Below are 12,872 nucleotides of genomic sequence, written 5' to 3'. Positions count from 1 at the left end.
TTCGACTCGGGCCATGAGCACCGACCAACCGCCGCCGGGCCAGCCCCCCGAGGACGACCCGTTCCTCAAGAAGCCCCACGATCCGACGCCCCCGTCGGGCGGTTCGCCGTACGGCTCGCCGCCCCCGCCCCCCGACGGCGGCGGCTACCCCCCGCCGCCGCCCCCGCCCCCCGGTGGCGGCGGTTATCCCCCGCCCCCGTACGGCGGCGGGCCCGGAGACCCGTACGGCGGCGGTGGCGGCTACGGCATGCCCGATCCGCTCGCCGGGATGCCCCCGCTGGCCGATTTCGGAAGGCGGCTCGTCGCCCGCGTGATCGACATGCTGATCGTCGGCATTCCGCTGTTCCTCATCCAGCTTCCCTTCGGTTCCCGGCGGTACACCGTGGACACCGACAAGGGCGAGGACGTCACCGAGGTCATCACGAAGTCGTACGGCGGCACGGGTCTGGTGTGGACGCTGATCACGATCCTCGCGTACGTCGGCTACGACTGGTGGCTCACGCACAAGAACGGCCGGACCGTCGGCAAGAAGGCCATGGGCCTGCGCGTCGCGATGCTCAACGACGGCAGCGTGCCGCCGTCCGGCCCCGCGCTCGGCCGCGCCGCCGTGCTCTGGGTGCCGACGCTGGTGTGCTGCTTCTGCCTGTGGCCGCTCGCGCTGATCGTGTCGATGCTCGTCGACAAGCCGTACCGGCAGGGGCTCCACGACAAGGTGGCCAAGACGGTGGTGGTCACCTCGACCTGAGCCGGAGTCCTTCGTACGAGGACACGCGCGGGCGGCCGACCCCGGTGGGGGGCGGCCGCCCGCGCCGGTGTGCGGTCAGTGGTGGACGGGGTGGTCCGCGGAGGCGGCCCGGGGCCCGGGCACCCGGGAGGCACCCGGCCCCGCCGCCGGCCCGCCCCGCGCGGCGGAACCCCCGCCGGAATCCCCGCCGGAACCCCCGGGTGCCCCGGCGGCGGGCGCCTGCGCACCGCCGCGCCGCGCCGCGTGCCGGCCCCGCCGCCGCGGGATCGGCACGGTGAGCGCGACCAGCAGCCCGAGGGCGAGCGCGGCGGCGGAGATGACGGCGACCCCGATCCCGGTGCTCGTCTGCGAGAGCAGCAACATGGCGATCGTCGACACGACGACCGTGGCGGAGCCGTAGGCGAGCTGTGCGGCAGTCGGACGCGGCATGGCGGTTTCCGTCCTCAAGGCGTGGAGGGGGGAGTCGCATCGACAGTTCGCGCACGCGTCAAGTGACTCCCGTAGGGGATGCCCGGACGGAGCAACAGGTAAGCGTGACCTTACCCACGGTGTCGGGGCACGGAGGGGCGCACGGCGTCGCACACCCGGTCGCGGGACCCCGCAGCCGGAGGCCTTCGCCCCGGATGGGCCCGTATGGCGACGGAACGTCCGAATAGCGGAACTCGCTGACCGCATAGTGCAGTTGTAAGGAAGAAGTCAAGATCTGTCTTTTCTTTAGACTCTCCGGTCAAATGTCGTCACTTGAGACGCGCGCCGTGCGGAACCCCCCACTCCTACGGAGATGTTCCGACCTATGTCGCGGCCGCGGGAGGGGAACGACATCAAGTGACCGGAAACTCCACCAGGCGTCGCGCGCTGCGCGCCGCCGCCGTCGGCGTGACCATGGCCGCGACCGCGGCCTCGGGCGCCTTCTTCACCACGGCCCAGGCCACCACCGCTTGGGGCGACGCCCCGGCCGCGGACAGGCAGGACCCGAGCTCCCCCGCGAAGGAGCAGGTCCAGCACAACCTGGAGACCCCGTTCAGCAAGCAGAACGCGCAGGCGCGCGAGGCTGCCCTTGACCAGGTGCTGGCGGGCAAGAAGAACGTCGAGCAGCGCGGTGCCTCGAAGGTCGTCAAGCTCGACGACAAGAAGTACGTCGAGCTGGGCCGCGAGAAGACCGACAAGATCTTCACGATCCTCGTCGAGTTCGGCGACCAGGTCGACGGTACGACCATGTTCGACCCGGACGGCCCCGAGGGCCCGAAGCCGGCCGAGCCGAAGTACGGCGGCACCCCTGGTCCGCTGCACAACACGATCCAGCAGCCCGACCGCGCGAGCAACAACAGCACGGCCTGGCGCAAGGACTTCAGCCGGGACTACTTCCAGGACCTGTACTTCGGTACCGGCCAGGGCAAGGACTCGCTGAAGACCTACTACGAGAAGACCTCCTCGGGCCGCTACTCGGTCGAGGGCGAGGTCGCCGACTGGGTCAAGGTCCCGTACAACGAGGCCCGTTACGGCTCGAACTTCTGCGGCCAGACCAACTGCTCCAACGTGTGGGACACCGTCCGTGACGGCGTCACCGCGTGGACGGAGGCCCAGAAGAAGGCCGGCAAGACCGACGAGCAGATCAAGGCCCAGCTGGCGCAGTACGACCAGTGGGACCGCAACGACTTCGACGGCGACGGCAACTTCAACGAGCCCGACGGCTACATCGACCACTTCCAGATCGTCCACGCGGGCGAGGACGAGTCGGCCGGCGGCGGCGTGCAGGGCAAGACGGCGCTGTGGGCGCACCGCTGGTACGCGTACGGCACCGACGTCGGCAAGACCGGCCCGGCGAACAACAAGGCCGGCGGTACCCAGATCGGTGACACCGGCATCTGGGTCGGCGACTACACGATGCAGCCGGAGAACGGCGGCCTCGGCGTCTTCGCGCACGAGTACGGCCACGACCTCGGTCTGCCGGACCTCTACGACACCTCCGGTGGCGGCGAGAACTCGGTCGGCTTCTGGTCCCTGATGTCGGCGGGCTCCTGGCTCGGCAACGGCAAGGACTCCATAGGCGACCTCCCGGGCGACATGACCGCCTGGGACAAGCTCCAGCTGGGCTGGCTGAACTACGACCAGGCCAAGGCGGCGACCAAGTCGACGCACAAGCTGGGTGTGTCGGAGTACAACACCAAGGACAAGCAGGCGCTGGTCGTCGAGCTGCCGAAGAAGCAGGTCAAGACCGACATCGTCGCTCCCGCCGAGGGTTCCTCGCAGTGGTGGAGCCAGATGGGTGACGACCTCAAGAACACCCTGACCCGCTCGGTCGACCTGACCGGCAAGAAGTCCGCCGCCCTCTCCCTCAAGGGCTGGTGGGACATCGAGGCCGACTACGACTTCCTCTACACCGAGGTGTCCACGGACGGCGGCGCCACCTGGACCGCGCTGGCCGGCACCGCCGACGGCGCGGCCATCCCGGCCGACGCCTCCGGCAGCCCGTCGCTGACCGGTACCTCCGGCGCCTGGAAGTCCCTGAACTTCCCGCTGGACGCCTTCGCGGGCAAGAAGGTCGACCTCCGCTTCCGCTACCAGACGGACGGCGGCGCGGGCGGCAAGGGCTTCACGGCCGACGCCGTCACCCTGACCGCGGACGGCGCCGCGCTGTTCACCGACGGCGCCGAGAACGGCGACAACGGCTGGACCGGCAAGGGCTTCGAGCGCATCGGCGCGGGCTTCACCAAGGAGTACGCGCAGTACTACATCGCGGAGAACCGCCGCTACGTCTCGTACGACTCCACCCTCAAGGTGGGCCCGTACAACTTCGGCTGGGCCAACACCAAGCCGGGCTGGGTCGAGCACTACCCGTACCAGGACGGCCTGCTGATCTGGCTGTGGGACAAGTCCCAGAAGGACAACAACACCAGCCAGCACCCGGGCTCGGGCCTGATCCTGCCGGTCGACGCCAACGCCAAGCCGATGAAGTGGTCGGACGGCACCCTGCTGCGGAACAAGATCCAGCCGTACGACGCCACGTTCAGCGCGTACTCCACGGACGCGTTCACCCTGCACAACAAGGGCGAGTCGCTCTTCGTCAAGCCGAAGCCCGCGAACCTGGTCTTCGACGACCACAAGGGCAAGTACTACTACGACGAGAACCCGACCGGCTCGGTGAAGGTCACTGACACCAACACCAAGATCAAGATCGCGAAGGAGACCTACGACGGTCTCCAGATGACGATCGAGGTCGGCCCCGCCGCCAAGTAATTCGGTAAAGCCGCAGGTCAAAACATGATCGGCCGTCGCCCTCTAGCGGGCGGCGGCCGATCGCGTTTAGATGCGGGGGCGACTGTTCTTATTGACGGGGGAGCTGAAGATCATGCCCGGTGGAGGTTTCGTCAGATTGCCAGGCGGCAGCGTGGTGGTCGCGCTCACGCTGCCGAGGCCGTCCGGCGACGGCGGCGACGTACGCGTGCTGGTGCACGCCGTGAACCGGGCCCGCGCCCTGACCAGGCTGCGGAACCTCGGGATGCGGGCCGTGTACCTGCGGGGCAACGCGCAGCCCCCCACCCCGGACGAGGTCACCGCCGTCCTCCACCACCCCGACGGGCTCCTGTGGCGCGGGGCCCCGGACGTCGCGCAGGAACTCTGGCACCCGATCCGCGCCCTCCTGGGCGGCTGAGGGGGCTCAGCCGCCGACCGGGGTCACTCCCCGCCGACCAGGGTCACTCCGGCCGCCCGGAGCTCCTCCAGCGCCTTCTCGGTGGTGCGGGGGGCCACGGCGGCCGTCAGGTCCAGCAGCACGCGGGTGGTGAAGCCGGCGCGGGCGGCGTCGACGGCGGTGGCCTTCACGCAGTGGTCGGTGGCGATGCCGACCACGTCGACCTCGCTCACGTGCCGCTCGCGCAGCCACTGGGCGAGGCCCTGGCCGTTCTCGTCGGTGCCCTCGAAACCGCTGTACGCGGCCTCGTAGGCGCCCTTGTCGAAGACGGCGGCGACCGCCCCGGAGGCGACGGCGGGGGCGAAGTTCGGGTGGAACCCGACGCCCTCGGTCCCGGCGACGCAGTGCACGGGCCAGGACGTCTCGTAGTCCGGCTCGGCCGGGGGCCGCGCGAAGTGGGACCCGGGGTCGACGTGGTGGTCCCGCGTCGCCACGACGTGCCGGTAGCCGGGGGTGGTCTGCCCGATCAGCTCCGTGATCGCGGCGGCGACGTCGGCCCCGCCGGTGACCGCGAGGCTGCCGCCTTCGCAGAAGTCGTTCTGTACGTCGACGACGATCAGTGCGCGGTGCATGTCGCGTGTCCTTAGCGTTGGCGTCTGTGGTTCGGTCCGGCGGGGCCCCGCGGTGCCTTCTCCCCCGTCCGGCCCCTCGGCGAAACGGGGGAGACCCTGCCCGTTACGCGTATTCGGTCGGGAGCACGGCCTCGCCGCGGGAGAGCTGGGTCGCCGAGAGGGGCAGTCCGGCCCGGGCCGCCCGGTGGCGGTCGCGCGCGGCCTCCAGCGGCTCGCGGGCCACGACCTCGCCCGACTTCACGAGCTGCACCAGCAGCTGCGAGTCGGCCAGCGCGGCCGGCACCGGCCCGGTGCCGACGACCTCGGCCTCCGCGACCCCCTCGGCGTCCCGCCGGCGCGCCGCCCACTTGCGGCCGCCGACGGACGTCTTGCCGCCCGAGGACTTCTTCGCCACCGGCACCAGCGGCGCCTTCGGGTCGGCCGACGCCGCCCGCGCGACCAGCTTGTAGACCATCGAGCACGTCGGGTGCCCGCTGCCGGTCACCAGCTGGGTGCCCACCCCGTACGCGTCCACCGGCGCCGCCGCCAGCGAGGCGATGGCGTACTCGTCCAGGTCGGAGGTGACCACGATCCGGGTCCGCGTCGCGCCCAGCTCGTCCAGCTGCTGCCGCACCCGGTGCGCGACGAGCAGCAGGTCGCCGGAGTCGATGCGCACCGCGCCGAGGTCCGTCCCGGCGATCTCGACGGCCGTCCGTACGGCCTCCGCGACGTCGTACGTGTCCACCAGCAGGGTGGTTCCGCGGCCCAGCGAGGCCACCTGCGCGGTGAAGGCGTCCCGCTCGTCGTCGTGGACGAGGGTGAAGGCGTGCGCGCTGGTCCCGACCGTCGGGATCCCGTACCGGAAGCCGGCCGCCAGGTCGGAGGTGGAGGTGAAGCCGCCGACGTACGCGGCCCGGGAGGCCGCGACCGCCGCCAGCTCGTGCGTCCGGCGCGCCCCCATCTCGATCAGCGGGCGGTCGCCCGCCGCCGAGTCCATCCGGGAGGCGGCCGCCGCGATCGCGGAGTCGTGGTTGAGGATCGAGAGGACGACCGTCTCCAGCAGCACGCACTCGGCGAAGCTGCCCTCGACCCGCAGGACCGGCGACCCGGGGAAGTAGACCTCCCCCTCCGGGTATCCCCAGATGTCACCCGAGAAGCGGTAGGACGCCAGCCAGTCCAGCGTCCGCATGTCGACGACGGCCCGCTCCCGCAGGAATTCCAGTACCGCGCCGTCGAAACGGAAGTTCTCCACGGCGTCCAGGACGCGCCCGGTACCGGCCACCACCCCGTAGCGCCGCCCCTCGGGCAGCCGCCGGGTGAAGACCTCGAAGACCGAGCGGCGTTCGGCGGTGCCGTTCGCCAGGGCGGCCTGCAGCATCGTCAGCTCGTAGTGATCCGTGAAGAGCGCTGTCGACGGCACGTCCACCGGCAGGCCCAGGTCCGCAGGGTTCATGCCACGGATGCTAGCGCACATTTCGTCAAAGTGACGAGATGTAGGGGCCGGTTTGTGCGACCGGCCCGCCACAGTGGCAGCATGGGACAAGTGAGTGTTGCTCCTATTGAGATCGAACGCACCGAATCGGCCGAGGAGACCTTCGCGGTCCCCGAACCGGACGTCCCGTGGGTGACCCTGGTGCACAACGACCCGGTCAACCTCATGAGCTACGTGACGTACGTGTTCCAGGCGTACTTCGGATACCCCAAGGACAAGGCGACCAGGCTGATGCTCGACGTCCACAACAAGGGCAGGGCGGTCGTCTCCAGCGGCACCCGCGAGGAGATGGAGCGCGACGTGCAGGCCATGCACGGCTACGGGCTCTGGGCGACCCTCTCGCAGGACCGCAACTGATGGGCGGCGTGTTCGAGCCCCTGAAGGGCGGCGGGGCCGCGGTGGCCCTGGACGAGATCGAGATCTCCATCCTGCGCTCGCTGGCCGTGCAGCTGCTGGAGCTGATCGGCCCCGGCGAGCCGGAGCCCGCCGCGGACGCCGACCCGCTGGCGGTGCTGTTCGCCTCCGACGGCCCCACCGAGCCCCCGTCCGACCCGGCGCTCGCCCGGCTCTTCCCCGACGCCTACGGGGGCCCCGGCGGCCCGGCCTCGGGGGAGGACCCCGAGGAGCTGCGGGCCCACTCGGCGGAGTTCCGCCGCTTCACCGAGAACGACCTGCGCACCCGCAAGCGGGAGGACGCGCTGGCCGTCGTGCACAGCCTCGACTCCCTCGCCCCGGCCGGCGACGGCGCGGCGGTGCTGGAGCTGACCGGCGAGCTGCCGCTGCGCTGGCTCGGCGCGCTCAACGACCTCCGGCTGACCATCGCGGCCCGGCTCGACATCACCGAGGACGACGAGAGCGCGGTGCTGTTCCGGCTCCCGGACGACGACCCGCGCAAGCCGATGGTGATGGCGTACCTCTGGCTGGGCGGCCTCCAGGAGACGCTCATCGAGACCCTCTGACGCGGACCCGCCCGCCCGGCGGACGTCAAGCCAGGTGTGCGTTCGCTCAGCGGACGCTCAAATCCGGATAACGATCAGATCACCGCCATGCGGTGATCTGACGCGTTTCTGTTGCGATGTCCTGATATTGCCGCGCCCGGCGCCGCTTTTGCGCCCTTTTCCCGCCCGCGAGCACGTGATAGATCTTCACGACCGCCGACGGGACGCCACCCATGTTCCCCGGCCCGCTGGAACCGGCTGACCGCCGGCGTGCAACTCCATCCGTATCCGGGGGGATCGAGGAACCCGATCCGCAGCCGCTCGAGGCGCGGGTCGGCGTGGAGAAAGGCGCACCAAGACATGACCTCTGTGCAGGTCGAGCAGCACGACAGGACGCCCGGCGAGGGCGGTCAGGGCGAGGGCGACGGGGAGGGTTACCACCGGGCGCTCGGAGCCCGCCAGATCCAGATGATCGCGATCGGCGGAGCCATCGGCACCGGCCTCTTCCTGGGCGCCGGCAAGGCGATCTCGAAGGCCGGACCCAGCCTGATCCTGGCCTACGCCATCGCCGGACTGGTCATCTTCTTCATCATGCGGGCCCTGGGCGAACTGCTCATGTACCGGCCCGTCTCCGGTTCCTTCTCGGACTACGCCCGCGAGTTCCTGGGCCCGTTCTGGGGCTACGCGACCGGCTGGACCTACTGGCTGTTCTGGGTGGTCACCGGCATCACCGAGGTCACCGCCGCCGCGAAGTACATGTCGTACTGGACGAACGACAGCTTCCCGCAGTGGGCGTACGCGCTGATCTTCACCGTGATCCTCTACGCCGCCAACCTGATCTCCGTGAAGCTCTTCGGCGAGCTGGAGTTCTGGTTCTCCATGGTCAAGGTCACCGCCATCGTCGGCATGATCCTGATCTGCGCCGGCATCCTCACCATCGGCTTCTCCGACGCCGCCGCGACCGCCTCCGTCTCCAACCTGTGGAACGACCGCGGCTTCTTCCCCAACGGCATCGGCGAGACGCTGATGACCCTGCAGATCGTGATGTTCGCCTTCCTCGCGGTCGAGCTGGTCGGCGTCACCGCCGGCGAGTCCAAGGACCCCGCGAAGACCCTGCCCAAGGCCATCAACACCGTGCCGTGGCGCATCGCCGTCTTCTACGTCGGCGCGCTCATCATGATCATGTCGGTCATCCCGTGGTCCAACTTCAAGGCCGGCGAGAGCCCCTTCGTCCTCGCCTTCGAGAAGATGGGCCTCGGCATCGGCGCCGCGATCGTCAACTTCGTCGTGCTGACCGCCGCCCTGTCCTCCTGCAACTCGGGCATGTACTCCACCGGCCGCATGCTGCGCGACCTCGCGCTCAACGGCCAGGGCCCGAAGTTCTTCACCAAGCTCACGAAGAACGGCACCCCGCTCGCCGGCACCACCTTCTCCGCCGCGCTGATGCTGGTGGGCGTCTGGATCAACTACGTCGCCCCGGGCAAGGCCTTCGACTACGTCGTCTCCTTCGCCACCATCTCCGGCATGTGGGCCTGGGTCATGATCCTGGTCTGCCAGATCCGCTACCGCGCCAAGGCCGACCGCGGCGAGCTGCCCAAGTCCGCCTTCCGCGCCCCCGGCGCCCCGTGGAGCAGCTGGTTCGCCCTGCTCTTCATCGGCATGGTCATCGTGATGATGGGCGTCGACAAGGACTCCCGCGTCTCGCTGTACTGCGCCCCGCTGTGGGGCCTGATCCTGGGCGTCTCCTACCTGGTCCTGAAGGCCCGCAACCCGCAGGGGGCCGCCTTCAACAAGGTCACCCGCTGACCGGCTGAACCTGGTTCCCGGCCGCCTGCCGCGGCCGGGAACCACGGCCCCGGACCCTGCGCCCAGGGCGATGTGTCCACCATTCGGGCCCTCCCGTACCACTCCTCGGTACGGGAGGGCCCGTCTGTTTATCCTGTGGCTCATGCTGACCCTCACCCAGGCCCTGTACGACCAGATCGTCGAGCACGCCCGCAAGGACCACCCGGACGAGGCGTGCGGTGTCGTGGCCGGCCCGGAGGGCACCGGCCGCCCCGAGCGGTTCATCCCGATGCTCAACGCGGCCCGCTCGCCCACGTTCTACGAGTTCGACTCGAAGGATCTGCTCAAGCTCTACCGCGAGCTCGACGACCGGGACGAGGAGCCCGTGATCGTCTACCACTCGCACACCGCCACCGAGGCCTACCCCTCGCGCACGGACGTCACGTACGCGAACGAGCCCGGCGCGCACTACGTCCTCGTCTCCACGGCCGACCACGACGGCCTCGGCGAGTTCCAGTTCCGCTCCTACCGGATCGTCGACGGTGTGATCACGGAGGAAGAAGTGCAGGTCGTGGCCGCCTACTGACCACTATGTGAGCGGTCGGCGTCCACGATGCGGGATCACACTCCAAACACGGGACCGGGAATCGTTAACATGACCGCATGGTTTCCCACGACGTGAGCATCGAGACGCCCGGCAGGCTGCTGCTCGTGGCGCGGCTGCACGTCGACCTGTGCCGCCTCGCCAGCGCCATCTGTCCTGCCGCCTGAGCACGGGCCCCTTCCGCGCGGGGGCTGCACGAACGCGCGCCCGCACACTTCTTCGCCCCTTCACGACACTGGAGCCTGCCATGGCCATCGAGGTCCGCATCCCGACCATCCTCCGCACCTACACCGACGGCGAGAAGGCCGTGAACGGCGAGGGCGCCACCCTCTCCGAGCTGTTTGCGGACCTGGACACCCGCCACCAGGGCATCGCGGCGCGCATCGTCGAGGACGGCAAGCTGCGCCGCTTCGTGAACGTCTACCTCAACGACGAGGACGTCCGCTTCATCGACGGCATCTCCACCGCCCTCAAGGACGGCGACAGCGTCACCATCCTCCCGGCCGTGGCCGGCGGCTCGAAGTAATGCGCTACGACTCCCCGCTCGCGGCGGTCGGCAACACCCCGCTCGTGCGCCTGCCGCGGCTGTCCCCCTCGGAGGACGTCCGGATCTGGGCCAAGCTGGAGGACCGCAACCCGACCGGCTCGATCAAGGACCGCCCCGCGCTCCACATGGTCGAGCAGGCGGAGAAGGACGGCCGCCTGTACCCCGGCTGCACCATCCTGGAGCCCACCTCCGGCAACACGGGCATCTCGCTCGCGATGGCCGCGAAACTCAAGGGCTACCGGATCGTGTGCGTGATGCCGGAGAACACCTCGCAGGAGCGCCGCGACCTTCTCGCGATGTGGGGAGCCGAGATCGTCCCGTCGCCGGCCGCGGGCGGTTCCAACACCGCCGTGCGGGTGGCGAAGGAGCTGGCGGAGCAGAACCCCTCCTGGGTGATGCTCTACCAGTACGGCAACCCGGACAACGCGGGCGCCCACTACGCCACCACCGGCCCGGAGATCCTCGCCGACCTCCCGTCGATCACCCACTTCGTGGCGGGCCTGGGCACGACCGGCACCCTCATGGGCGTCGGCCGCTACCTCCGCGAGAACGTGCCCGGCGTGAAGATCGTCGCCGCCGAGCCGCGCTACGACGACCTCGTCTACGGCCTGCGCAACCTCGACGAGGGCTTCGTCCCCGAGCTGTACGACGCCTCGGTGCTCACCACCCGCTACTCGGTGGGCTCGGCCGACGCGGTGACCCGCACCCGTGAACTCCTCCAGCAGGAGGGCATCTTCGCGGGCGTCTCCACCGGAGCCGCGCTGCACGCGGCGATCGGCGTGGGCCGCAAGGCGGTCGCCGCCGGGGAGTCCGCCGACATCGTCTTCGTCGTGGCCGACGGCGGCTGGAAGTACCTGTCGACCGGCGTCTACACGGCGGCGACGACCGAAGAGGCCATCGAGGTCCTCCAGGGGCAGCTCTGGGCCTGAGGCCCGCACGCCCGGCCCGTACCGCACGGCCCGCACGCACGGCCCGTAGACCCGGCCCGTGCACACGGCACGCACCGGACGCCGCCGGACCCGCACGACGCGGGCCCGGCGGCGTTCCTGCGTCCGGGCCGCGGCCCGGCGGCCCGCGGCCCCGTTCACCCGTCCGGCCCCCGCGGGGTCGCCCGCCCGGCCCCGCGCGCGCACGCTCGGTACCGACCGGTTCCCCCCAGCAGGAAGGTGGCGACATGACCACCACCCCGGGCAGTACCACCCCCCAGGGCAGTACCACCCCCAACGCCTGGGCCACCGGCGGTTCGACCTTCGCCGGTGTCCTGATGGCCGTCAACGGCGTGTTCAGCGTCTTCGAGGGCATCGCCGCCCTCGCCAAGGACGAGGTGTACCTGCCGGTCGGCGACTACACCTTCAAGTTCGACCTCACGGCCTGGGGCTGGATCCACCTGATCCTCGGCGTCATCGTCTTCGCCGTCGGCGTCGGGATCCTCAAGGGCGCCCAGTGGGGCCGGGCCGCCGGCGTCGTCCTGGCCGCCCTCTCGGTGATCTTCCACTTCCTGTGGCTGCCCTACCAGCCCCTGTGGGCGCTCATCGCGATCGCCATCGGGGTGTTCGTCATCTGGGCCCTGTGCACGGACCGGCCCGTCGCCCACATCTGACCCCGGCCCCGCGCCGCGCCTTCCGTTCCGCCCCGCCCCTCCCCGCCGCCCGCGCGGCGGGGAGGGGCGGGGCGGAACGCGAAACGGGGAACGCGCTCATGCGCCGTCCAGCAGCTCCGCGATCACCGCCGCATGGCTGTGGTCCGGGTCCTTGACCGCCGTCAGCAGGGTCAGCGGGCCCGCCGCCGCCAGTTCCCGCAGCCGGGCCAGGCCGTCCCGCGCCTCGGGGGACGCCAGCTCCGCCTCGTACCGCAGCCGGAACTCCTCCGGCGAGCCGCCCGCGTGGAACCACTTCCGCAGCTCCGCCGACGGCGTCACCGCCCGCGGCCACTCGTCCACCGCGGCCGCCTCCTTCGACAGCCCCCGCGGCCACAGCCGGTCCACGAGTACGCGTACGCCGTCCGCCCCCGGCTCGGGGGGATCGTAGACGCGCCGCAGCCGGATCACTCCGCACCGCCTCCCAGCCCCTTGGCCTCGTCCCACAACACCGGGTCCAGTGTCCCCACCGGCGTGCGGAACTCCCACAGCGACACCTCCTCGGGCCGGTCCGCCTCCAGGAAACCGCCCCGCCCGTGCCACCCGGCCATCCCCGGCGGCAGCGGGATCACCCCGGCCCGCCGGTCGTCGTACTTCCCGGCGACCCACGCGACCCGCGCCCGCTGCTCCCGGTGCGCCCGCACGGCCAGCACCAGGCACGTCCGGCCGTCCGCCAGCCGCCACAGCTCACCCGGCCGCACCCGCGGCGGCGGCGCCTGCCCGTGGGGCGGGGGCGCCACCGCCACCGCCGTGGCCCGCCGGGGGAGCAGCACCACCACCGCCACGGCGACCGCCGCCAGTACGGCGGGCCACCACGACGTGTCCATATTCCGACCGTAGCCGCGCGCGCGGCCCCCGGCGCGGCAACGCCCGTGCCCCCCGT

At 70.9% G+C, this 12,872-nt stretch carries 16 protein-coding genes; 11 read left to right on the top strand and 5 right to left on the bottom strand.

Features of this window, described 5'->3' with window-relative positions; translation table 11 throughout:
* The first annotated feature begins 13 nt into the window (after positions 1-13).
* Entirely contained in the window at positions 14-745 is a 732-nt protein-coding gene (locus ACZ518_RS20375; protein ID WP_469114366.1) for an RDD family protein, read from the top strand.
* 75 nt (positions 746-820) lie between these two features.
* Here ACZ518_RS20375 and ACZ518_RS20370 read toward each other — a convergent pair whose 3' ends face one another.
* Positions 821-1,174 (bottom strand): hypothetical protein, encoded by a 354-nt coding sequence (locus ACZ518_RS20370; protein WP_469114365.1) that lies wholly within the window; start codon positions 1,172-1,174, stop codon positions 821-823.
* A 453-nt stretch (positions 1,175-1,627) separates the two neighbouring features.
* On the opposite strand from ACZ518_RS20370, the gene ACZ518_RS20365 reads away from it, so the two are divergent.
* Positions 1,628-3,982, top strand: a complete 2,355-nt coding sequence (locus ACZ518_RS20365; protein ID WP_469114463.1) for an immune inhibitor A domain-containing protein — start codon at positions 1,628-1,630, stop codon at positions 3,980-3,982.
* Between the two features lie 112 nt (positions 3,983-4,094).
* Positions 4,095-4,397 (top strand): hypothetical protein, encoded by a 303-nt coding sequence (locus ACZ518_RS20360; RefSeq protein ID WP_469114364.1) that lies wholly within the window; start codon positions 4,095-4,097, stop codon positions 4,395-4,397.
* Between the two features lie 23 nt (positions 4,398-4,420).
* Here the strand turns inward: ACZ518_RS20360 and ACZ518_RS20355 are convergent, their stop codons facing one another.
* Together ACZ518_RS20355 and ACZ518_RS20350 are read right to left on the bottom strand one after the other, a co-directional pair.
* Positions 4,421-5,008 (bottom strand): nicotinamidase, encoded by a 588-nt coding sequence (locus ACZ518_RS20355; protein ID WP_469114363.1) that lies wholly within the window; start codon positions 5,006-5,008, stop codon positions 4,421-4,423.
* Between the two features lie 103 nt (positions 5,009-5,111).
* The gene (locus ACZ518_RS20350) at positions 5,112-6,440 is read right to left on the bottom strand and encodes a nicotinate phosphoribosyltransferase (RefSeq protein ID WP_469114362.1); all 1,329 of its coding nucleotides are present in this window, start codon (positions 6,438-6,440) and stop codon (positions 5,112-5,114) included.
* 81 nt (positions 6,441-6,521) lie between these two features.
* Here ACZ518_RS20350 and clpS point away from each other — a divergent pair, with 81 nt between their 5' ends.
* The 8 genes from clpS to ACZ518_RS20310 all read left to right on the top strand — a co-directional run bounded on the left by clpS (position 6,522) and on the right by ACZ518_RS20310 (position 11,953).
* Positions 6,522-6,836, top strand: a complete 315-nt coding sequence (gene clpS / locus ACZ518_RS20345) for an ATP-dependent Clp protease adapter ClpS (protein WP_125596099.1) — start codon at positions 6,522-6,524, stop codon at positions 6,834-6,836.
* Positions 6,836-7,438: a DUF2017 domain-containing protein gene (locus tag ACZ518_RS20340; RefSeq protein WP_469114361.1), complete on the top strand. Its 603-nt coding sequence runs from the start codon at positions 6,836-6,838 to the stop codon at positions 7,436-7,438. Before clpS ends, ACZ518_RS20340 begins: the two co-directional genes overlap by 1 nt.
* A gap of 339 nt (positions 7,439-7,777) precedes the next feature.
* Positions 7,778-9,223 carry an amino acid permease gene (locus tag ACZ518_RS20335; protein ID WP_469114360.1) on the top strand — a complete coding sequence of 482 codons (1,446 nt, stop codon included), beginning with the start codon at positions 7,778-7,780 and terminating at the stop codon, positions 9,221-9,223.
* Between the two features lie 142 nt (positions 9,224-9,365).
* Complete coding sequence (locus ACZ518_RS20330; protein ID WP_469114359.1) at positions 9,366-9,788, top strand: M67 family metallopeptidase; 423 nt, start codon at positions 9,366-9,368, stop codon at positions 9,786-9,788.
* A 77-nt stretch (positions 9,789-9,865) separates the two neighbouring features.
* Positions 9,866-9,973, top strand: a complete 108-nt coding sequence (locus ACZ518_RS20325) for a putative leader peptide (RefSeq protein WP_311736929.1) — start codon at positions 9,866-9,868, stop codon at positions 9,971-9,973.
* Positions 9,974-10,053: 80 nt separating this feature from the next.
* Complete coding sequence (locus tag ACZ518_RS20320) at positions 10,054-10,332, top strand: MoaD/ThiS family protein (RefSeq protein ID WP_469114358.1); 279 nt, start codon at positions 10,054-10,056, stop codon at positions 10,330-10,332.
* The gene (locus ACZ518_RS20315; RefSeq protein WP_469114357.1) at positions 10,332-11,282 is read left to right on the top strand and encodes a PLP-dependent cysteine synthase family protein; all 951 of its coding nucleotides are present in this window, start codon (positions 10,332-10,334) and stop codon (positions 11,280-11,282) included. Before ACZ518_RS20320 ends, ACZ518_RS20315 begins: the two co-directional genes overlap by 1 nt.
* A gap of 245 nt (positions 11,283-11,527) precedes the next feature.
* Positions 11,528-11,953: a DUF7144 family membrane protein gene (locus tag ACZ518_RS20310; RefSeq protein ID WP_469114356.1), complete on the top strand. Its 426-nt coding sequence runs from the start codon at positions 11,528-11,530 to the stop codon at positions 11,951-11,953.
* 96 nt (positions 11,954-12,049) lie between these two features.
* On the opposite strand, the gene ACZ518_RS20305 is transcribed toward ACZ518_RS20310, so the two are convergent.
* On the bottom strand, positions 12,050-12,400 hold the full coding sequence (locus ACZ518_RS20305) for a DUF488 domain-containing protein (protein WP_469114355.1): 351 nt from the start codon (positions 12,398-12,400) through the stop codon (positions 12,050-12,052).
* Positions 12,397-12,816, bottom strand: a complete 420-nt coding sequence (locus ACZ518_RS20300; protein ID WP_469114354.1) for a hypothetical protein — start codon at positions 12,814-12,816, stop codon at positions 12,397-12,399. Before ACZ518_RS20300 ends, ACZ518_RS20305 begins: the two co-directional genes overlap by 4 nt.
* Positions 12,817-12,872 lie beyond the last annotated feature (56 nt).

This window comes from Streptomyces sp. NPDC033966 (assembly GCF_055575955.1).
Note: the sequence above shows the minus strand (reverse complement) of the source record. Positions and strands in the feature narration are given on the sequence as shown.